Origin of the sequence: Sphingobacterium sp. Ag1 (genome assembly GCF_000988325.1) — a bacterium.
GTDB lineage: Bacteria > Bacteroidota > Bacteroidia > Sphingobacteriales > Sphingobacteriaceae > Sphingobacterium.
In genome coordinates, this window is record NZ_LBGU01000022.1 from 1 (window position 1) to 21,827 (window position 21,827).

General features: G+C 39.0%; 14 protein-coding genes. 11 read left to right on the plus strand and 3 right to left on the minus strand.

The window, feature by feature from the left end; translation table 11 throughout:
- Positions 1–373: 373 nt before the first annotated feature.
- The 3 genes from AAW12_RS03225 to AAW12_RS03240 all read left to right on the plus strand — a co-directional run bounded on the left by AAW12_RS03225 (position 374) and on the right by AAW12_RS03240 (position 5,489).
- Positions 374–3,175 (plus strand): TonB-dependent receptor, encoded by a 2,802-nt coding sequence (locus tag AAW12_RS03225; protein ID WP_231585193.1) that lies wholly within the window; start codon positions 374–376, stop codon positions 3,173–3,175.
- An 81-nt stretch (positions 3,176–3,256) separates the two neighbouring features.
- Positions 3,257–4,711: a hypothetical protein gene (locus AAW12_RS03230; RefSeq protein ID WP_046672178.1), complete on the plus strand. Its 1,455-nt coding sequence runs from the start codon at positions 3,257–3,259 to the stop codon at positions 4,709–4,711.
- A gap of 340 nt (positions 4,712–5,051) precedes the next feature.
- Complete coding sequence (locus tag AAW12_RS03240) at positions 5,052–5,489, plus strand: hypothetical protein (RefSeq protein ID WP_046672180.1); 438 nt, start codon at positions 5,052–5,054, stop codon at positions 5,487–5,489.
- A gap of 107 nt (positions 5,490–5,596) precedes the next feature.
- Here AAW12_RS03240 and AAW12_RS03245 read toward each other — a convergent pair whose 3' ends face one another.
- A complete protein-coding gene (locus tag AAW12_RS03245; protein ID WP_046672230.1) occupies positions 5,597–6,760 on the minus strand; it encodes a hypothetical protein in 1,164 nt (387 codons plus the stop codon).
- 187 nt (positions 6,761–6,947) lie between these two features.
- Here AAW12_RS03245 and AAW12_RS03250 point away from each other — a divergent pair, with 187 nt between their 5' ends.
- Together AAW12_RS03250 and rlmB are read left to right on the plus strand one after the other, a co-directional pair.
- Positions 6,948–8,792, plus strand: coding sequence for a DNA polymerase III subunit gamma/tau (locus tag AAW12_RS03250; protein ID WP_046672181.1), 1,845 nt, complete (start codon positions 6,948–6,950; stop codon positions 8,790–8,792).
- Between the two features lie 77 nt (positions 8,793–8,869).
- A complete protein-coding gene (gene rlmB / locus AAW12_RS03255) occupies positions 8,870–9,658 on the plus strand; it encodes a 23S rRNA (guanosine(2251)-2'-O)-methyltransferase RlmB (protein ID WP_046672182.1) in 789 nt (262 codons plus the stop codon).
- Between the two features lie 52 nt (positions 9,659–9,710).
- Here rlmB and AAW12_RS03260 read toward each other — a convergent pair whose 3' ends face one another.
- Both AAW12_RS03260 and AAW12_RS03265 read right to left on the minus strand, forming a co-directional pair.
- Positions 9,711–11,474 carry an AMP-dependent synthetase/ligase gene (locus AAW12_RS03260; RefSeq protein WP_046672183.1) on the minus strand — a complete coding sequence of 588 codons (1,764 nt, stop codon included), beginning with the start codon at positions 11,472–11,474 and terminating at the stop codon, positions 9,711–9,713.
- Between the two features lie 173 nt (positions 11,475–11,647).
- Positions 11,648–13,525, minus strand: coding sequence for a DEAD/DEAH box helicase (locus tag AAW12_RS03265; RefSeq protein WP_046672184.1), 1,878 nt, complete (start codon positions 13,523–13,525; stop codon positions 11,648–11,650).
- 262 nt (positions 13,526–13,787) lie between these two features.
- Between AAW12_RS03265 and AAW12_RS03270 the strand changes: the two genes are divergently transcribed.
- The 6 genes from AAW12_RS03270 to AAW12_RS03295 all read left to right on the plus strand — a co-directional run bounded on the left by AAW12_RS03270 (position 13,788) and on the right by AAW12_RS03295 (position 21,824).
- A complete protein-coding gene (locus AAW12_RS03270; protein WP_053003512.1) occupies positions 13,788–14,402 on the plus strand; it encodes an RNA polymerase sigma factor in 615 nt (204 codons plus the stop codon).
- Between the two features lie 131 nt (positions 14,403–14,533).
- Entirely contained in the window at positions 14,534–15,493 is a 960-nt protein-coding gene (locus AAW12_RS03275) for a FecR family protein (protein WP_046672185.1), read from the plus strand.
- Between the two features lie 162 nt (positions 15,494–15,655).
- On the plus strand, positions 15,656–19,027 hold the full coding sequence (locus AAW12_RS03280) for a TonB-dependent receptor (RefSeq protein WP_231585194.1): 3,372 nt from the start codon (positions 15,656–15,658) through the stop codon (positions 19,025–19,027).
- A 212-nt stretch (positions 19,028–19,239) separates the two neighbouring features.
- Entirely contained in the window at positions 19,240–20,595 is a 1,356-nt protein-coding gene (locus AAW12_RS03285) for a hypothetical protein (protein ID WP_046672187.1), read from the plus strand.
- Positions 20,596–20,648: 53 nt separating this feature from the next.
- Positions 20,649–21,452, plus strand: coding sequence for a hypothetical protein (locus tag AAW12_RS03290; RefSeq protein ID WP_046672188.1), 804 nt, complete (start codon positions 20,649–20,651; stop codon positions 21,450–21,452).
- A gap of 57 nt (positions 21,453–21,509) precedes the next feature.
- Positions 21,510–21,824, plus strand: coding sequence for a hypothetical protein (locus AAW12_RS03295; RefSeq protein WP_046672189.1), 315 nt, complete (start codon positions 21,510–21,512; stop codon positions 21,822–21,824).
- The last annotated feature ends 3 nt before the right edge of the window (positions 21,825–21,827 follow it).

Genomic DNA, 21,827 nt, shown 5'->3' on the forward strand with positions numbered 1-21,827 from the left:
TTGCATATAAAAAGCAATTTACTGCGGTGAGTTAACAGCTGTAATGGAAGATGATCGTTCTCTTTTAACCAGAAGTACCAGGTCGCTATGTAAACCCATTACATGGTATTCATTAAGGTATAAATTAGAAAAATAACCTATTGTGTTAATAAATTAAGTGCTTAATAATTTTATTACACTTCTTTAATATAATCTCTCTGGAGACTGCCCAAATACTACGCAAATTGGTCATAAATACTCTTTTTTACTGAAAGTCGAGGAAAACTGGCTATAGGTAACATTAAATTAACAGCTGATTGATGTAATGGTAATTTGTTGTTAATGTTAATCTAATATTCTGCTAATAGCTTTGCAGAAACAAAAAACAAATAAATTGGAACCACAATTACAACTTAGAAGAATCGCTGCAGTCGTAACGCTAGCAGTAGCTGCGTCAACAACAGTTTATGCACAAAGTAGTGGGAAGTTAATGGGGACTATTACGAACAGTAAAACTGGTGAAACAATCACAGGAGTAACTGTGCGTATTTTAGGAACATCAAGGGGCGGAAGCTCTGATGTGTCCGGGAAATACAGTATTCCAGCTTTACCAGCAGGTAGATATACTGTAGAATATATTTATATTGGTTACTCGACGAAGCAAGTTACCGAGGTTGAGATTAAAGCGAATGATTTGACCAATTTAGATATCGTTCTTGATAATTCAGAAGGACAGGTGTTGGATCAAGTTGTGGTTACAGGATCTTTTAAGAAAGAATCTATTGGTGCATTATATTCGCAACAAAAAAATAGTGCATTGATTTCTGATGGTATTTCGAGTGAGCAGATCAGAAGATCGCCAGATAAAAATACATCCGAAGCATTGCGTCGTGTCAGTGGTACGACGATTCAAGATAATAAGTTTGTAATCGTTCGCGGTTTGAGTGACCGCTATAACGTTGCTATGATGGATGGCTCGGTATTACCAAGTACAGAAGCCAATCGTCGTGCATTTTCATTTGATATTATTCCAGCGGCTTTAATTGATAAAATTACAATTTCGAAGACTGCAACACCTGATCTTCCTGCGGACTTTGCCGGGGGGGCAGTTCAAATTTCTACAAAAGATATTCCAGATCGAAATTTTGTCTCTTTCGGCTTAGGATATGGTTATAATTCTGCATCAACATTTAAAGATTTTTTACAAACTAAAAAGAATGTTCAAAATTATTTAGGTTTTGATGATGGATCAAGTCAATTGGCTAAAAATTTTCCATCTCGTGTAGATGTTGATGGACAGCTATCTCAAAAATGGCAAAGACTGGCACTAAAATCACTTCCGAATGATTTTAGTATTCAGACAAAAAGTGCGTTGCCTTCACAGACATACCAATTTTCTTTGGGGCGTGTAAAACAATACGAAAATAATAGTCGTTTTGGAGCTTTATTTTCTGTAAACTATCGTAATTCGCAGAATATTCTTCCAAATATTGAACGCAATTGGTTTACCTATGATTATCGGGATCAACAGTACAAGTTCTCTACTAATTTAGGTGCTTTAGCGAATTTTGGTTATACATTTGGAAAGAATAAAATAACTTGGAAAAACTTGTACAATCGAACTTATGATAACACATATACGGAGCGATTTGGAACAGATGGTAGTTCATCTTCCATTAACAAGTTTTATGCATTTGATTTGATGCAAAAATCCCTGTTTAAATCTACGCTAGATGGTGAGCATGTATTGAGTGATAAAAATGATAAGATTAAGTGGACGGCGTCTTGGAGTAATATTGGGAATAACCAGCCGAATCAAACTAAAATAAATTATCAGAAACACGAGGATTATGCAAATGACGCTTCTGTTCCATATCTTGCAAATTTGACCACTGTGGGTAAAGCGAATTCAAGGCTGTTTGCTGATTTGAATGAGAATATCTTTTCCGGAGAGGCGAGTTATTCTACGCCTTTGAATTTTTTAAACGCACCAAGTACTTTTAAAGCAGGAGCTGGAAGCCAATTTAGGAAGCGTAATTTTGACGCTCGATTTGTTGGTTTTGAGTTAAATACGTTAGCGGTTAGCGGAGAGGAACAAACACGTATATTACAGCTTGCTCCGGATCAAATTTTTTCACCTTCACTGATTGATCAAAACGTATACAAATTTGGTGAAGTAAAAGGAGATGGTGATATCTATCATGCAAAATCATTATCGACGTTTGGTTATCTAATGATGGACCAAAAATTTGCAGATAAGTTCAGGATCGTTTACGGATTGAGAGTTGAAAATTACAATGTTCAAGTTGATGCCCTGCGGATATTGTCAAGTAAGATTGAAAAAAGTGTTGATGACAGCAAACTTGATTTCTTACCGTCGGTCAATATGACGTATAGTTTAACTCCCAAAACCAACATCAGAGCTTCATACTATCGTACTTTAGCGAGACCTGAATTTAGGGAATTAGCCCCATTCTCATTCTACGATTTCGAGAATATGGGAATGATTATTGGTAACGAGAAATTAAAAAGGAGTTCTATCAATAACGCGGATTTACGTCTCGAATATTATCCTTCTGCTGGCGAAATACTTTCTTTATCAGCTTTTTACAAAGGGTTTAAGGATGCAATTGAACCGTTCCGTTACGACGTGAATTCCACACCAGATATCAGTTATTTCAATGCACCTAAAGCTGACTTATATGGTATTGAAGTGGAAGCACGTAAAAATTTGAGTTTTATTGATGAACAAGAATTCTTAAAAAATACCATAGCATATCTAAATGTTTCGTTGGTACATTCTAAGGTGAAAAACCCGACTGATTTGGATTACATTGATAAATCAAGACCTATGGTAGGGCAGTCTCCATACGTTATAAATGCTGGTTTACAACACACAGCACTTGATAATAAATTAAGCCTTAATATACTTTACAATAGAATTGGTAAGCGTATAACGCAGGCGAGTGGGGTTCGTTTCGCAAGTACTTGGGAAGCTCCACGAAATGTGTTGGATTTCCAGGTGGGGTATAAATTGATGAAAAATAAAGGCGAGATTAAACTTAACGCGGGAGACATCTTAAATAATGCCATCAATGTTTATTATGATAATAAACAGTTAAATATTCCTAATGAGACCAGCTTTAAGTATAAGCCAGGTTCAAACTACTCATTGTCATTTAATTATACATTTTAGATTATAATATAAAATTAACAGGAATTTAATTTAGAGGTTAAAGTAATTGAATTTATTTGTACAGTATATAAAACTTAAAAAATGAAAAAAAGATTTTTATTCTTATCCTTATCTGCATTGTTAGTTGCAGGGGCATGTAAAGAAACTACAATTACAGATAATGGTGATGGAACAGAAACTCCGACGAATCCAGGGAATCAAAATGTGGTCGAAATTTCAGGAGAAATTACAAGTAACACCACTTGGACTTCCGATAAGATTTATGTGTTGAAGGGATTTGTGTATGTATCTAATGGTGCAACGTTAACAATTCAGCCGGGTACGATTATCAAAGGTGATAAAGCAACCAAAGGAACATTGACAATTACACGTGGTGCAAAAATAAATGCTGTTGGAACAGTTGAAAAACCAATTGTGTTTACATCAGGTTTGGCATCAGGAGCTCGCTCGCATGGAGATTGGGGAGGCCTTATCATACTTGGTAAAGCGCCTGTAAACCAAGGAAACGATGTTAAAATTGAAGGTGGTTTAGCAGCTCCAACTGGTAAAGACGACAAGAATTATATCTACTATGGTGGTACTGATGCTGCGGACAATTCTGGAACATTAAAATATGTTCGTATAGAATTTGGCGGAATTCCTTTTTCCCCAGATAATGAGATTAATGGTTTGACATTGGGTGGTGTTGGTAGTGGAACAACATTAGATTATATTCAGATATATCGTTCGGGAGATGACGCTTTTGAGTGGTTTGGTGGTACGGTAAATGCAAAACATTTATTGGCAGTAGGTACTTGGGATGACGATTTTGACACCGATTTTGGTTATTCAGGAAATGTTCAGTTTGCCGTGGCTCAGCGTGCTAATGCTGCAGCCGACGTTTCGCAATCTAACGGTTTTGAATCGGATAATAACGGCAGTGGAACAGACCAAACGCCAAAAACGGCGGCGGTCTTCTCGAATGTATCTATTATCGGGCCGATTTCTAAGGATGGATTTTCCCCAAATGCTAATTTCCAACATGGTATCCAACTCCGTCGTAATTCCTCTATCAGTGTTGTAAATTCTGTCATTTCAGGATTTCCTATTGGAATTTATGTTGATGATACAAAGGTTACTACAGCAGAGTCAACCTCGAAGAATGTTGTTGATGGAAATGCGTTATTTGCTAATAATTTGTTTTATGGAAATCCAGTAGGGATAAAGACGACTGCAGCGACGAGTATTGCAGCTCAGGTAGAAGCGTTAATTAAAGCAAATAATACCTTTGAAAATAAAATGTACGCTAGTAGTTTGTTTACATCTCCTTACAGTTTTGGAAAGGATTTCTCCAGTTCTCCGGCAAATCCAAACTTTACGTTATCAACTGGATCGGCAGCTGCAATAGGAGCAAACTTTACAAATGCGAAAGTTTCCGGTAGCTTCTTTGATAAAGTTGCTTATAGAGGTGCTTTTGGAACAGAGGATTGGACAGCTGGCTGGGCACATTTTGATCCGCAATCTTTGCCCTATACAACGCCTGGACAAGTGAAGTAATTATAGTTTAGTTAAATAGATAATAGAAAATCCTGCCTTGTGTAGGATTTTTTTTTAATGTGAGCGGTATGAAAAAGTGGTACCGGCTTCTGAGAGCTTTCTCGCTGCTACATGAATTAGTTGCGAAAAAATTGACTAGCCTTTTGTGGCAGAGGCTGGTCAACGTCTGGTCGAAGTTTATCCAAGGTCGATTGTTCATCAGAAGCAGACATGAGCATGGCCCGGACCAAAGCGCACTCAACTTAATTATTGGCTGGTGACTTATATTTCGGAAACAGATTTTTTGTCGCATTTTCAGTCGCCAAATCGTTATATAGTCAAATAAGATAAATTATAAAACATGAAAAAAGCAATTTTCTTGGTTGTAATCGGTGTTCTCCTTCTTTTTGGATGTAAAAAATCGGATGATACCAATGATTCCCCATCTTCTGGACTGAAAGTTGAAATAAAAGGAATTTCCGGTTGGGGTAATTTTGTAAATATCAGCATTGATCAAAATAAGACTGAAGTAAAATATTCTAAGTTACCTTCGGGTGCACCTCAAGATTCAAAAGATAAGAGTTATAAAACAAGTGAAGACACTTTTAGAAAGTTATCCTCTTATGTCGAAACCTATAATTTAATGGAGGCTAAAATTCAAGAATGCGCAAGTTGTGCAGATGGAACAGATTATGTGATCACAATCAAATCCAGTGGGAAGGAAAATACGGTAACAATTGCAGCCTACCGAACCGATGGTAAGTATGCAGATGTACTTGATTTTATAGGCAAGCTTTAAATCAAAAAAAAGCGATGTGGAGGATTACTTATTCTTCAACAGAGTGACGTTTTTACCTCAGTTCTTTGATATAAAGTCAATGTGAAACCCCGGTATAGAGTATCATTTTACCTCGGCTCATAATGATAGACAATCTGATAGGACTGATTTTTAAGTTGTTCGGAGAGCTGTCCAATATCCAAACTCTGTGCTTGAGGAGTAGGCTCACAGACTGAATAATATTTTCCATTGTACAAAATAGCATCACCGATGGGATGTTCAAATTGAACGGCCATGGTTACATGGGTGGGATAGAGCAGGGTGATCATCGGTAGATTGTAGATTTCCTTTACCAGATAAAAAAACAAGGCAACACGGTCATCACAGTCACTGTATTTATTCAATAGCGTTTGTTCTGCAGAAAGGCGTTTCTCGGTTCCGAAATTCTCTTCGTCATTTTCATACAAGAATGCATAGCGGGTGAACCGCATTAAATAATCGACACCTTCTTGTTGATTTTTTCCTTTTAAATTTTCCTTGAGTGCAGGAATCAGCGATTGATAAGTCTCTTTGCTGAGTGGAATATTGAAATAAGTTTCGAAATCTACACCAGGATAGTTTTTAAAAAGGTCACTGATATCTTCATTCAACTTGACGTTAAAATGGTAGGCTTTATGTCCATAATTGAACTCAATTTGCTTCTCTTTATAATTAGCTGGTACAAAATCAGGTAATTTTGTGATTTTATAACTAAAATCTTCAATAGCTTCTGGGACTTTAATCTTAACGGGGATATAGGTGTCTGCGCGTTGAAAGAGCTTCCCATAATCATGAAAATTTAAACAAGTATACTTCTTTCCGTCAATTTCAAAAAAAGGAATATCAGAAATGTCTTCTTTGTTTTGAATGAAAAATATAATCTGATTATTCCCCACAGCCAAGCGGGCATCATAACCCGATTTGCACATTAAAAACCATTTATATAAAGTATAGCGTGTATAATTTTCAGCTTTCGGGGCAATTTGTTGTGCGGTGCGACGAATCAGCTGATAATAGACCCAATCATTCAAATGATGTTCATCTTTGTATTCGAGTAAACTGTTTACAAGTTGTATGTAATCGGTTTGATCAGCGATTTGATAGAATTTTTGCACATGAGCTATCGTTAAGCTGTCTTTGAATGGAATATTAAAGGCGGGTGGAACATCAATGGATACCTTCCCATCATAAAAATCGAAATCATGATGTTGCGCCCAAAGTTGTTGTGAAGCACAGGTTAACCAAATTAGCATGGTCAAAAACATCCGATGTATTTCCCTTAATTTCAATTCTTAACAATTTGATAACATTGTAGTAATATAAAATTAACGATAAAATTTGCTTTTTTTGTGCATTGAAGGAATTATTATTAAAAAATTACAATCTATTTTTAGGTTTTAGATACTCCTTTTTCATTTTTAAAATCCGTATCTTCGTGCAATGGATAATTTTATTGTTTCTGCACGTAAATACCGCCCGATTACCTTTGATTCGGTTGTAGGTCAGCAACACATTACGGGTACCTTAAAGAATGCGATACACAACAACCAGTTGGCGCAGGCATTTTTGTTTTGTGGTCCCCGAGGTGTTGGTAAAACGACCTGTGCACGTATTTTAGCGAAAACAATTAATTGTGAAAATATTTTAGCAGGCACCGAACCTTGTGGCGCATGTGATAGCTGTAAGTCTTTCCAAAATGGAAATTCTTTCAGTATTCATGAACTGGATGCGGCATCCAATAATTCCGTAGACGATATCCGTAACTTGATTGATCAAGTGCGTATACCGCCGCAGGCTGGAAAATATAAAATCTATATCATAGATGAGGTGCATATGCTTTCTCAAGCGGCCTTTAATGCTTTTTTGAAGACTTTAGAGGAACCACCTTCCTATGCCATCTTTATTCTGGCGACTACAGAAAAACATAAGATTTTACCTACTATTCTTTCGCGCTGTCAGATTTTCGATTTTAATCGGATCAAAGTGGAAGATATGGCCAGTCATTTAGCTCGTATCGCTGATGGAGAAGGCATTGCTTATGATCAGGACGGTTTGCATATCATTGCCCAAAAGGCAGATGGTGGTCTTCGGGATGCCTTGTCGATGTTCGATCAGATCGTCAGTTTTTCCAATAAAAATGTCACGTATCAAGCGGTAATCGATAATTTGAATATCTTGGATTACGATTATTATTTTAAGCTAACAGATGCTATTTTAAGGGAAGATGCGGCACAAACTTTATTGATTTTCAATGAGATTTTAAATCATGGATTTGATGGCAGTCATTTTATAGCTGGTCTGTCAGCGCATTTCAGAAATTTACTGGTGGCTAAAGAGCCAACTACGCTTAAATTATTGGAAGTAAGTGATAGTATTCGTCAAAAGTATTTACAGCAATCCCAAAAAGCCTCTCCAGGATTTTTGTTGTCTGCATTGAATATTTCCAATCAATGTGAAATCAACTATAAGACAAGTAAAAATCAACGCTTACAAGTTGAACTTTCACTCCTCAAGACATGTCATATTGCAAGTGCAATTAAGCTGAGCCAGCTAGGGTCCATACAGATTCCTTCGGCAGCCGAGGGTTTTAAAAAAAAACTTCCTGAGCCAGTAGCGGGACAACCACAACAAAGCTCCGTAGCTCTTAGTCCGCAAGCGACTTCTCTAGCGAATGCTCCTGTCGTTGAAAACCAGGTGACACCGCGTCAGCAGGCTAACCCCGTAAATTATCAGGCTTCCGAGACAAAGGAAGAGGTGAAAAAAGATACTATTTCCAATGAGCCTCCTAAAGTAAAAAAAGGGGGCTGGGGTGCATCTACTACAGCAATTATTCCGTCTCTGCCGGATTTGAATACCATATACGATAACAATGCGGTGGCCAAGGAAGGTGATGAACCTGAATTAATACGTGGAAGCGAACAGCGTGATGTTTCATTCGGCCAATTTATTGCTGTTTGGAATAGTTATGCTGAGCAGCTGAAAGCAGAAAACAAGATTAACTTGTATACCATGATGACTGCTATGCAACCCCGTTTAAATGGAGTATTGATTGAAATTGATGTCGAAAATGGTGTTCAGATGGATGTATTGCAAAGCGCAAAGGTTGATGTGCTGAATTACCTGCGTGTGAAACTTCAGAATTTTTCGCTGGATTTGCAGGGGGTGATGATGGAACATACTATTTCACGCAAACCCTATACTTCACAGGAGAAATATCAAGCTATGGTCAACAAAAATCCGCTCTTAGATACTTTGCGGAAGGAGTTTAACTTGGGGCTAAGCTAATTCAAACACAATAGTTATTTTTTATTTTTGTACATTTGCAAACTCTTCTATGAAGAGGCAGATATTTAGTATTTATTATGCAAGGAAATTTTCAGAGACGTGATCGCGACCACGGGGAAAGACGTGAAGTGAATCAGATGGTATTTGGTATTCGTGCTGTCATCGAAGCAATCGATAGTGGTAAAGAGATCGAGTCATTATTTATACAACGTGGTTTGAGCGGTAGTTTGATTCTAGAATTGAAAGCCTTGTTAAAAGAACATAATATCGCTTCTCAACAGGTGCCAATTGAAAAATTAAACCGGATAACACGTAAAAACCATCAGGGAGTAATTGCTGTTATTTCTCCAATTACTTATCATGACATTGAGGAACTTCTCCCTCAGATTTATGAAAAAGGTGAAACTCCTTTGCTTTTGATGCTGGATGGAGTGACTGATGTGCGTAATTTGGGGGCTATTGCACGGACTGCTGAATGTTCTGGAGTACATGCCATCATTGTCCCTAAAAAAGGCTCGGCTGAGGTCAATCCTGATGCGATCAAGACATCTGCTGGCGCACTCTATAAAATCCCTGTCTGTCGCCATGATAGCCTCTCAAAAGTTGGTAAATTTTTGATTGATTCAGGTGTGCAATTGGTTGCTAGTACAGAAAAAACAACCTCGAGTATCTACGACGTAGATTATACGGCTCCAACTTGTGTTATTATGGGTGCGGAGGACGTTGGTGTTTCCAATGACCTAATCCGCATTGCCGACCACCTGGCCAAGATACCAATGTACGGTGAAATAGGTTCGTTAAATGTGTCTGTTTCGGCCGCAGTAGTGATCTATGAAGCGATTCGTCAACGGATTGTTAAAAAATAATATAATTGATTATAGAAAAGCCTTTGTTTTTGACAAAGGCTTTTTTTGTAGGCTAGATTTTATAAATTTCTTCAATCTCCAATTCGTATTTTTGTAAGATAACTTTTCTTTTCATTTTTAAAGTCGGTGTCAAGTCACCCGTTTCAACAGTCATTTCGTTGGGGACAATAGCGAACTTTTTGATCTGCTCCCAGGCGCCAAAATTTTGATTAATGCGTTTGAGTTCCGATTCGATTTTCTGCTTCAGCTCTGGGCTATTTAGAAAATCTTGTTTAGAAAGATTAGTAAGGGTGGGAAAAGTACCTTTTGACCATTCTAGTAGCTTATTATAGTTGGGAACAATCAAAGCAGCAGGAAATTTACGGGCTTCCCCAATTACCATGGCCTGCTCGATAAATGAGGATTCTACCAGCTTAGATTCGATCTGCTGAGGAACAATGTATTTTCCTCCAGAAGTCTTGAACATCTCTTTCTTGCGGTCTATAATTTTGAGAAATTTACCGTCTACCCATTGACCGATGTCTCCAGTGTAAAGCCAACCATCTTTGATCACTTCAGCTGTTGCCTCCGGATTTTTATAGTACCCAATCATGTTATTTTCACCTTTGGTTAATATTTCTCCATCGGCCGCGAGCTTAACTTCAATATGAATTAACGGTAAACCTACTGTTCCGATTTTCATACCCCGTTTGTAGCAGTTTACGGCTATGCATGGACCTGCCTCCGTGAGGCCATATCCTTCATATATTGGAATTCCTGCTGCCATATACAGACGGATCAATTTCTCCTGTAGGGCGGCACTTCCAGAAGCAATCCCCTTGATATCGCCACCCAATGCGTCGCGCCATTTTGAAAAAACTAATTTGCGTGCAATACTAAGCTGAAAATCATACCACCAAGAACGCCCCGCCAGTTTGTATTGTTCGCCGAGGCTTAAGGACCAGAAGAAAAGTTTGCGTTTAAGCCCTGTCAACTGCTCTCCTTTAGCCAATATCTTTTCATAAACTTTCTCCAATACACGGGGTACAGCCGAAAAAATATGGGGTTTTACAGATTTAAAATCTTCACCTATGGTATCCATAGATTGGGCAAAGAAGATGGTCAACCCTTTGTACATATAAACATATTGGAACACGCGTTCGTATGCATGACATACAGGAAGAAAGGAAAGGGCACGATCACCACGTTCTACCGGAAAGGAATATTCACTACTCAATGTATCTGCCAATAAATTTCGATGGGACAACATCACACCCTTAGGGTTGCCTGTGGTGCCAGAGGTGTAAATGATCGATGCTAATGTATCTGTTTGGATACCACCACGCAGTTGGTCTAGTGTTTCATCCGGAATGATTACGCCCTTCGCAACAAAGTCCTCCCAGTGATTGAGGTCATTCTCCTTGTCGAGACTGTAAATAGCGCGCAGTTGCGGGCAATCACCTTGTATCGCTGATATTTTTGTGTATAGTTTCTTTGAACTAACAATACAATTTCTGATTTCCGCATGATTGAAAATATACGTATAATCTGAAGTCGAAATATTGGGATAGATGGCGACGACGACAGCACCGATTTGCTGGATTGCAAAATCCAAAACATTCCACTCGATACGATTCTCACTTATCAATGCCACTTTCTCTCCCGGTTGAACACCTAGGGCGATCAAACCTTTTGATGTTTTATTGACCCGTTCAATAAATTCGGTATTACTTACTTTTACCCACTCGTTGTCTTTTTTGAAAGAAAACATAGGGAAATCTGGCGCAATAGCATATTGCAAGCTTGCTAAATCAAATAATCTCGTTGCTGTTGGCATGTTGGAAATCCAGTTCGTGTAATACCGCTAATTTACGGTTTTTTATAGATACTATTGTATTAGCGGGCGAGATTACGATAGCCGTACGGGGGGATATAAAAGAAAAGACTCTGGCATCGCAAGCTGATCGCTATTGTGCCAGAGTCTTTAACTCTTATGCTAAATACGAATGATTAGTATTTGCTTTTTGATTCTTTACGTTTTCCGGAGAAATCACGGAAGCCACCGCCATTGCTGCTACGCTCACCACGATCACGGCGCTCGCTACTGAATCCGCCTTCGCGTCTTCCGCCACGTTCACCGCCTCCAAATCCACCTTCACGTCTTCCGCCGCGATCACCACCACGGTATCCACCTTCGCGTCTTCCGCCACGATCACCACCCCGGCTTCTTCCGCCACGGTCGCTACGACCTTCACCTCTTGCTTCACCAGATACTTCGATACGTACTTGACGACCGTTGTAATCTACACCTTGGAATCCTTGGAATACTTTTTCTACTTCTGCATCTTGAACTTCGAAGAATGTGAACACACCTTTCAAATCAATTTTACCGATTGATTTTCCTGAAATATTCGCATTGTTACAGATGAAGCCCAACATGTCTCCACGAGAGAATTCATCTACTGAACCTAAGTTCATAAATAAACGCGTGTAGCCTTTTGAACCTTCACGTGAACGACCATCACGTCTATCACCGCGGTCTTCACGACCACCGTCACGCGCTTCGATATTTAAATCAGGTGCATTTTTGTAATAATCCAAGAAACGGTTGAACTCAAGAGAAGCGAATCTTTTGATGATATCTTCTTTTGAAAGTGACTCCAAATTTTCCATAATTGCAGGCAAGAATGGGCTGATCTGTTCGTCGTTTACTTCAACATTTTCAATCTTTTTAACGATAGAAAATAACTGTTTTTCGCAAACTTCAGCACCTTGAGGTACTTGTTTCTTTTCGAAAGGTTTACCAATTATTTTTTCGATATGACGAATTTTGCTCAATTCTTTCACATTTACTAATGAAAGCGAAATACCAGTTTTACCAGCGCGGGCTGTGCGTCCCGAACGGTGTGTATAGTTTTCCACTTCATCAGGTAAAGAGAAGTTGATAACGTGAGTTACATCATTCACGTCAATACCACGTGCAGCTACGTCTGTTGCGATCAGGAGCTGCAAGCTGCGGTCACGGTAACGTTTCATTACTTTATCACGTTGTTGTTGAGATAAGTCTCCATGCAATGAATCTGCATTATAACCGTCTTTAATCAACGCCTCAGCGATATCTTGTGTTTCAATTTTTGTACGACAAAACACAATGCCGAAAATATCAGGATTTGAATCTACAATACGTTTGAACGCAGCATATTTATCTTTTGCTTTGATCAAATAGTAATGATGCTCGATATTTGCATTACCTGTATTTTTTGTTCCTACAGTAAGCTCAAAAGGATCAGTCATGTATTTTTGAGCAATACGACGGACCTCTTTTGGCATAGTGGCAGAGAACAACCACGTTTTTTTCTCCTCAGGAGTTTCAGATAAGATATTGTTGATATCCTCTTGGAAACCCATGTTCAACATTTCGTCAGCTTCGTCCAATACCACGTATTTAACGCCTGAGAAATCAATTGCATTACGTCCAATGATGTCTAACATACGACCCGGAGTCGCAACAACAATTTGAACACCACGACGGATCTGACGCAATTGGTCAGAGATGTTTGCACCACCGTATACAGCAACAACGTGCACGTTGTCAATATACTTCGCAAAATTTTGTAAATCTTTGGCAATTTGTAAACACAGCTCACGAGTTGGACATAGTACCAACGCTTGTGGGTGTTTTTGAGAAAAGTCTAATTGTTCTAATAATGGAAGACCAAATGCCGCGGTCTTTCCTGTGCCAGTTTGGGCTAATCCGACAAAATCGTCGTTACCAGTCAGTAATACAGGAATGGCTTTTTCCTGAATAGGAGAAGGTTTTTCGAAACCTAACTCAGAGATGGCATTAACAACCTCATGACGGATTCCCAGTTCTAAAAATGGGTTCATGAAATATTTTATACAATAGGCACTATTGCCTAAGGCGTTGCAAAGGTAAGAATAATATTGGAATAAACAAATAATTTAAATAATTGATTTTTAAGATGATCGGATTCTTTTGTGCCAGGTGATAATAAATTGAGTCGTGTTACATAGATTTAGCTCACTTTGAAAAGATTTATTCCGAATGTGAAACTATTTTATAATCTAAAGTTTGTTTATTCATTTATTAATGGAAACTTAATATTTCAACCTTAAATTTGGTACCAGCATGAATCAAGGACCAGTTGTACATCAGCGTTGGCTGCAAGCTATTAAAGAGAATAACGATACGGTTGCATATGAAGAACTATACCGATATTGCTGGAAAGATCTTTATCGGCATGCTGCTCGTCGGATCCTAGACCGACAGGATGTGGAGGACATTCTTCAGGAGCTGTTTGTTCAATTTTGGGAACGACGTCATACTATCGATATACAGATGAACCTCCAGGCCTATTTGAAAGGGATGCTCAAATATAAAATTATCGATTTTTTTAATTCCAATAAAGCCAAAGATAAATTGTTGGATCATTGGAGCAAGCATATTTTTGACTATGTACAGGAACATCCAGAGGATCTCAAGACATATGTGGCTTTAGAGAAATTGTTGGATGAAGAACTGGAAATTATGCCCCATAATATGAAACAGGCGCTTTTATTGAGATGGGAACATTTATCCATTCGGGAGATTGCCACGCGTATGAACCTATCTGAGCAAACGGTCAAAAACAATCTTACGGAAGCGTCCAAACGCTTGCGGAAAGCTATCTTGGGCTACCAACATGTTCAAAACGGTAGTTTTACCCTTCTCTTGGTTTTTATTATAGACGAGCTAACTAAGTAGTTTGCCCACCGTCCCACATTCCTATTCCCTCAACTTTGATCATTTAACAATTCTTTCATGCAACATTAACTATTTCTTGAAGTACTTTGGGGCTTTTTTGCGGACTTGTATATAAACAGCAGGCATAAAAAGTGAAAAGAAGAATTTTTGAATTGCTAATAGATAGGTACCGCCAGAATAAGGCGAGTATAAGTGAACGTAGACTGATTGATCATTGGTATGCTGGACTGGACAGTGAAAAAGTACCTGATGATAAAGTTGACGAAAACCAGTTATGGGAAAGAATTCAACGACAAATTGGAAATACGTCCACTAGGCGAGTGCCCATTCAAAAGATGCTGTATTGGGCTGGTGCGGTGGCGGCATGTTTATTACTCTGTTTGAGTGTGTTATTTTGGAAAACAGCTAGTCATGAAGTTGCCCGCAAAGAAGCCTTCCTTCAGCCAGAATATCGGATTTTTGAAACAGGCGTTGCGCAACGTAAAAAAGTTCAGCTTGCCGACGGTTCAACGGTGATTTTAAACGCACGATCGAAGTTAAAAGTGGATACGGTTTCTTTCGGTCGAAAGGATCGTGTAGTGGAGCTCCTCATTGGAGAAGCTTTTTTTGATGTTAAGAAAGATTCTACGAAAGCTTTTATTGTCAAAGCTCAACAACTAGAAACTACTGTTTTAGGAACTTCCTTTACCGTGAAGAATTACACAGAACTCGATGACATTTCGGTGTCGGTATTTACGGGTAAAGTACAGATCTCAGGAAATGGTGGTCGCATAGGAATCTTGGAAAGAGGGGATCAGATTCGTTATTTCAAAAATAGTAATGCAAGCAGACAGGAGAATTTTGATCTCATGACGCGTAATAGCTGGATTGAGGGGCGGGTATACCTCAAGCAAAGCACGTTCGCAGAGTTGGCTGTGGCTGTTAGAAATATCTATGATGTGGATCTTAAAGCCGCAAATACCCCTATTTCCCAACAACTTTATAGCATGCCTTTATCTAGGCAGTTATCATGGCCGGCTACTTTAGAAAGTATAAAGGCTATTCATCACAATAAGTCCAGAAAGGAGGGGAATAAAGTGCTGATCTACTAAATAAAAACAAAAAAAGAGCCGACGACCGCCATCGTCAGCTCCGATTGATACATCCACTGGACAGCGGATGATTAGAACATATACAAAACCTGTTGAGATATTATATACGTAAACAAATTTATGAAATTTAACCAATACGTTACGCAAAACGATATTAAGTTTATGATAAAGACATCGCTGGTCGGATTACTTCTATCGATAGTTTCTGTCGAAATACTCTTGGCCTCTGTCGTACACGGACAGCTGTTGAATCGAGAAATTTCCATTTCCTTTAACGAATCTACTATTCCGAAGGCTTTTGAGCGCCTGGAATCTCAGGATATACATATTGCTTTTGATGCCTCAAAATATAATCTATCGCGTAAAAAAGTTAGTGCTAAGATTTTTAAAAATAGTAATGTCAAAGATGTCATGCGTTATCTTCTCCAGGAGACAAGTTTGATAGCGCATGACAATGGGGTATATATTACGTTGGTTGAAAAAAGCGTACAACAAAACGGACGTATCTCCGGAAAAGTCTTTGATGATCGTGGACAGCCGCTTGCCAACGCAAGTATTAGATTGATTGGTCTCAATAAAGCTGTACAGACGAGTGTAGATGGTAGTTATGTTATTGTCACAGAACCAGGTATGTATGTGTTGGAAGTGAGCTACTTGTCCTACCGCACACAACGTATTGAGGGCGTGAAAGTGGAATCAGGACAGCGCATTTCACTAAATATTGCCATGAAAGCGCAGATAAATGCATTGGAAACTGCAGTTGTTACTATTCCATTCAAAAAAGCATCTGTTGCAGGGCTCTATGCAGCACAAAAAAATGCGGCTTCAGTGACCGATGGAATCTCTGCTGAACAAATCAGCCGCACACCTGATAATGATATGGGCCAGGTGTTAAAACGTGTGACAGGACTAACAACTGTAAACAACAGAAATGTAATTGTGAGGGGCATGTCCGATCGTTATAATCAGGCGATGCTCGATGGTGTTGTGATCCCGAGCACATCGCAGAATAGACGTGATTTTTCCTTTGATATTATTCCGACGGAGATGGTAAGTTCTGTTGTTGTCAATAAAACTGCAACACCGGATGTGTCGGCCGAATTCTCCGGTGGACAGGTTTCGGTGAATACATTAGATATTCCCGAGAAGAATTTTACGACAATACAATATGGAATTGGTGGAAACTCCCGTACGACTGGGAAAGACTTTTATCGTCTCGGGGAGCGTAGATCATCGGAATTTTTTGGATTTATTCACTCGTCATCCAAACGACCTGAAAGCGTCCTGCCCTGGTTTTGGAACGGTGAAGCGAGGCGTTTAGATGCCCCCCCGGGGTATATTTTGGATGATTCAAAGTTAAATGAGGAGTTTCTGATGCCCGGTTCGAATGTGAAGTATAATCAGATTGATGCCATAGCACAATCAAAACTTGTTAATGCAGATGGGATGAAATTATATCGTTATAGAGCCAGCCCAAATCAAAATTTACGGATTGCATTGGGGCGACGATATGGTTTTTCAAATGGATTGTTATTTGGGTTCTCTACTTCTGCAAATATTCGGAATGAACAGAATATCATCCCTTTCAATAATGTTAGGGGATCTAATATCATCAATTTATACGGAGAAAAGCAGCATATGATTGAGAGTGACACCATCGGTCAAAATGGGGCTGGGACTTCCTATCGTTTTAATAGTAGCAGTGGACTGGTAGCGAATTTTGGATTGAAGGGGCAGGATTTCAAACTTGCATTTAAAAACATGTATGCCCGTACGTTCAATAATAACTATAGTGAAAACATTCGGTCGATCTTTACAAATTTGAGTAATCCTCCAACTAAAAATCAATATCAATTGCCTGAGGCAATGTCCTTACAACAACATCAGTTAAGCGGTGAGTATCAATTGCCTTGGAATGTAAAGGCTGAGGGTATGTTGGCCTATAACAGAATCAAGCAGCAGATTTTGGATGAGCGTAAATTGCGGTATGGATTGACAACAATATTGGATGATAAATATATCTTTCAGAGTCCCAATTTATTGAGTCTTTCCAATTGGTCCAATCATTCGGAAATAGGATTCGATTCTCGCATGTGGACCGAGATTAATGAACATGATTTTAATTGGGCGATGGCATTTTCGCGTATGTTCGGAGCAGGAAAACCAGTCAGTACATTGGTAAAAATTGGTTATCAAGGCTGGCAGAAAAATCGTGATCTGTCTGTTTTTAGGCTATTGCCTTTTACCAGGTCTTATATGCCTAACGACCCCTCCAAAGCAGCTCCACCAATAGAAATACCTTACGATGTTTTGTTTTCTGCAGCCAATATTGGGAATGGTGTCGGTCAGGCTTACTATTATCCAGAACCCATTGGGGGAAATGTTTACGATGGAACGATGAGTTCGCATGCGGGATATTTAATGTTCGATCAGAAGTTTTGGAATAAGTTAAGGGTGGTGTATGGGATTCGTGCCGAGTATTATAATTTACAAAATCGGCAGGATGAAATGTTTAGGAAACAGAATGGAGATCCCAATGAGGATAATAATAAACTCCTCTTATATAAACTGATGATCCGCGAAAAAAACTGGAAACTATTACCATCCATAAATGCCACCTACAGTGTTAGTAATACCTTTAATCTACGCGGAAGTTACTCAAAAACAGCGATTCGCCCAGATTTTAGGGAAACAGGCTTCTTTGGGTTTTATGATTTTGAGTTAGATGCGATCGTTTCAGGGGATAATGTAGAGTCAACTTTTATCGACAATGTTGATATGCGCTTGGAATGGTATCCGAGTCCAGGAGAGATTATTTCCTTAACAGGATTTTATAAGTATTTGGATAAACCGATTGAATTAATTGAAAATGAGGATGTCAGTCCTGGAAGTGCTTATGTTTTCAATAATATGGAGTCTGCTAAGAATATGGGGTTAGAATTTGAAATCCGTAAAAGCCTAAGTTTTCTTGGAGCGGCTGATTGGTTGTCTAAAGCTTTTATAAACGCCAATGGAACATTGTTGAAATCCGAAGTAAATGCATTGAGCCAATGGAGGCATAAGCTGGTTGATAATGTAACATTGGCAGAAAGGCAAAAAAATAGGGCGCCGAATCAAGATCGCCCACTAATGGGGCAATCTCCTTGGCTGTTGAATGTGGGGATGGGGTATTGGGGGGATGATTTTGGAATAACAGCAAGTTACAACCATAGGGGGTACCGCACCAACACAGCTTCTGTTAATCCCAATAGAGTGGAGTATGAGCTTGCGCCAAAACAGCTCGATCTTCAAGTCTATAAACGTTTTTTAAACCAACAACTGGAAGTAAAATTCAATGCTGCCAACCTCTTAGATGAATGGACAAGGTTTTATCAGAACCAATCTGCTTACAGTGAATCCATCGGCAACGATGGAGAGAAAATCTTTAAGCTCGTTAGAGGGGATAATAGATATAATAGAGCAGATGACGATATTATAACCTATCGTAAAAAGGATGGGCGGAGATTTAATTTTTCGGTGACTTATAGCTTTTAAAATAAATGACTGCGCGAGGCAGTTTCACATCACTCCTTAATAATGTACATGAGTTCCGGGATTGTCCAACTAGCACAACAGGAAAATAAAAACAGAAACAAAAAAACGGGTGATTGAAAACAACTATGCAACCTTATGAAATGCTATCCCATAGGGTGCATAGTCTAAAAAATGATCTTGTGATGGCAAAACTAGTAATTATTTAACGCAAAATGAAAAAAATCTTAACAGTAGCAAGCGTATGCGCAATCGCATTAGCTTCTTGTAACAAAGACAATGTAGGACCTAATTCAGATTTGAATGCTGGTTTGCCAAACAAACCTCAAGCAACAATTCCAACAGACGCTGCCGGTATTATTACTAAAACAACGCTTTCTGCTGATACCGTATGGAAGATTGACGGTGTGGCTTTTGTAAAACCAGGTGCTACATTAACTATTCAAGCTGGTACATATATTACTTCTGGAGTAACTAAAGCGTATAATGATCAAATCACTGGGTTGACACAAAATATCAAAGGTGTTTTAGTCGTGCCTAAAACAGCTAAATTGATCGCTAACGGTACCGCTGCTGCGCCGATCGTTTTTACTTCTCCAAATGCGGGAGGATCTCGTAATCCTGGTGATTCTGGAGGTGTGGTGTTATTGGGGAATGCAACAACAAACCAAGCGTCTACAAAAAGAATTGAAGGTATTCCGCAACCTGTTGGAGTAGATGTAACTTATGGCGGTACAAATGCTGCCGATAATTCCGGTTCATTGAAATACGTACGTATTGAATTTGCCGGTTATAATTTAACTGCGGATAATGAAATTAATGGATTGACTTTAGGTGGTGTTGGTACGGGTACTACTTTGGAAAACATCCAGGTGTCTTGGGGTAAAGATGATGGATTTGAATTCTTTGGTGGTACTGTAAATGCAAAATACTTAGTTGCCTTATCAAATGACGATGATGATTTTGATTTTGACCACGGGTATACTGGTACAATTCAATATGCATTATCACTAAAAGATCCAAATTCGACCAACAGTACTTCGGGCGGTAGCTCTGATTCAAATGGCTTGGAATCGGATAATGAAGGTACAGCTCCATATGCTGCTACACCTAAGACTCGTCCGGTATTAAAGAACTTTACATTCCTAGGTATTAAGGATGTGACAGTGGCGAGTTCTAAATTGAAATTCGGTAACCGTTGGAGAAGAGCTACGGAATATGATATCCAAAACTCAATTATTGCTGGTTATGCAACAGGTGCAGCATTTCAGGATGGCGCGACAGGTACATTCTCTGGTAATGTTGTGCATGCTTATACTGCCGCGTTTAGCGGTGCTACGCCGACTGGGAACCAAACTAATGTCTCAGCTGATGCTGCTGCTTACTTAAAGCTAGCGGGTGGTGTCAATATTTTTTATCCAACGGCGTCCTTGTTTAATCCTGCATTCCTAAGACCTCTTTCTACATCACCAGCGTATGGTAATGGAACGACAACCTATAGTGGTGCATTTCATCCAACAACTGCTCCTTGGACGGCAACTTGGACTCAATTTGATCCAAAAAATTATTAATTACCATTTGTTGAGTGGGCCATTTTAATGGCTCACTTTTTAATGCTTTGTATATGATAAAAAATATATTTTTCTATTTTATTGTCCTTTGGACCGGATGGGGGCTGTACTCCTGTCAGAAAGGTGAGTTAGTTCAAGGTGAAGAGGACCTGGCCCGTATTACTTTTAAATCTTATAGCTCCGCATCAGTAGATATAAAGCGAGTAACCGTAGATGGAAAAGTTGCGAACAACGACAATACCAATTTTATTTTTATACGAAATAAAGATGCTGACTCTTCATTGGTCGTTGCTTTTGATAGCAAGGGGCAGAAAACGCTGGAGCAACGCTTATCCATCAAATCCGGACTAAATACCTTTGGCGTGCATAGCAAAAGTCCTATCGATCCTTCACTCGTGGTGGGCGAAAACCCTTTGGGTGATGATGTGCAGCCTATTCGTGGTGTGATGCAGGTTAAAATATTGAATTTTAATAAGACGATCTCGCCCAATGGTGAACCCATTCGATTGGCAGTTTATCAAGGTAAGCCTGTTTTTGACGAAAGTTGGGGTATGGATCTGGTGAAATATGATGAAACTCCAATTTTAACCACTGACCTGATATCGGATAAAATCCCCGATAAATTTATCAAGATACCCGTAGACCCAATTTTTGCTGCAAAGGCGCAAGTATTGGATAAGGATTCTAAACCCATTCTTATCGATGGGCAAAAAGTGTATTTGTTTTTTTACTTTTCAGTAGGCGTAGCTGTTGTGTATCTCCCGCAAAAAGAATCTGATGCTCCTTTAGATGTGGACGCAGTCTCAGAAATTGGCGGTATTGGCTATAGCCTCGATAATATCTGGTTGCAGAAATAAATAACTTTGGTAGAAAAAATGTGCTGTCGATAATTAGGTTAAAACTAAACAATTATTATGAGAGGCATCAGTGATTTAAAACATCGAAAACTATTGGCTATTTCTATTAAAATTCAAGGAGAAGTAGTCGATGTTATGGATGTAGAAGTGCTTGCTAAACTGCGTGGAGAATTTGCGAATCTTAATGAGCTATATAGTCAATATAGGCAACTATTGCAACAATTGGAGGGAGTCGTGCGGGACTACGAAACGAAAGAACGCTGCATTCGTTCTGAAATCCTGTCTCGCCCTCTTCGTAAATTAGCCAAAAATGGACAAACAGGATCTAGCCTTCGGATGGTGATTAATTCGTTAAACTCCTGTGCGCATTGATTA

Coding starts and splice junctions, on each gene's coding strand:
- AAW12_RS03230 (WP_046672178.1), top strand. CDS start 3,257: ATGAAAAAAAGATTTTTATTCTTATCCTTATCTGCATTGTTAGTTGCA.
- AAW12_RS03240 (WP_046672180.1), top strand. CDS start 5,052: ATGAAAAAAGCAATTTTCTTGGTTGTAATCGGTGTTCTCCTTCTTTTT.
- AAW12_RS03245 (WP_046672230.1), bottom strand. CDS start 6,760: ATGCTAATTTGGTTAACCTGTGCTTCACAACAACTTTGGGCGCAACAT.
- AAW12_RS03250 (WP_046672181.1), top strand. CDS start 6,948: ATGGATAATTTTATTGTTTCTGCACGTAAATACCGCCCGATTACCTTT.
- rlmB (WP_046672182.1), top strand. CDS start 8,870: ATGCAAGGAAATTTTCAGAGACGTGATCGCGACCACGGGGAAAGACGT.
- AAW12_RS03260 (WP_046672183.1), bottom strand. CDS start 11,474: ATGCCAACAGCAACGAGATTATTTGATTTAGCAAGCTTGCAATATGCT.
- AAW12_RS03265 (WP_046672184.1), bottom strand. CDS start 13,525: ATGAACCCATTTTTAGAACTGGGAATCCGTCATGAGGTTGTTAATGCC.
- AAW12_RS03270 (WP_053003512.1), top strand. CDS start 13,788: ATGAATCAAGGACCAGTTGTACATCAGCGTTGGCTGCAAGCTATTAAA.
- AAW12_RS03280 (WP_231585194.1), top strand. CDS start 15,656: ATGATAAAGACATCGCTGGTCGGATTACTTCTATCGATAGTTTCTGTC.
- AAW12_RS03285 (WP_046672187.1), top strand. CDS start 19,240: ATGAAAAAAATCTTAACAGTAGCAAGCGTATGCGCAATCGCATTAGCT.
- AAW12_RS03290 (WP_046672188.1), top strand. CDS start 20,649: ATGATAAAAAATATATTTTTCTATTTTATTGTCCTTTGGACCGGATGG.
- AAW12_RS03295 (WP_046672189.1), top strand. CDS start 21,510: ATGAGAGGCATCAGTGATTTAAAACATCGAAAACTATTGGCTATTTCT.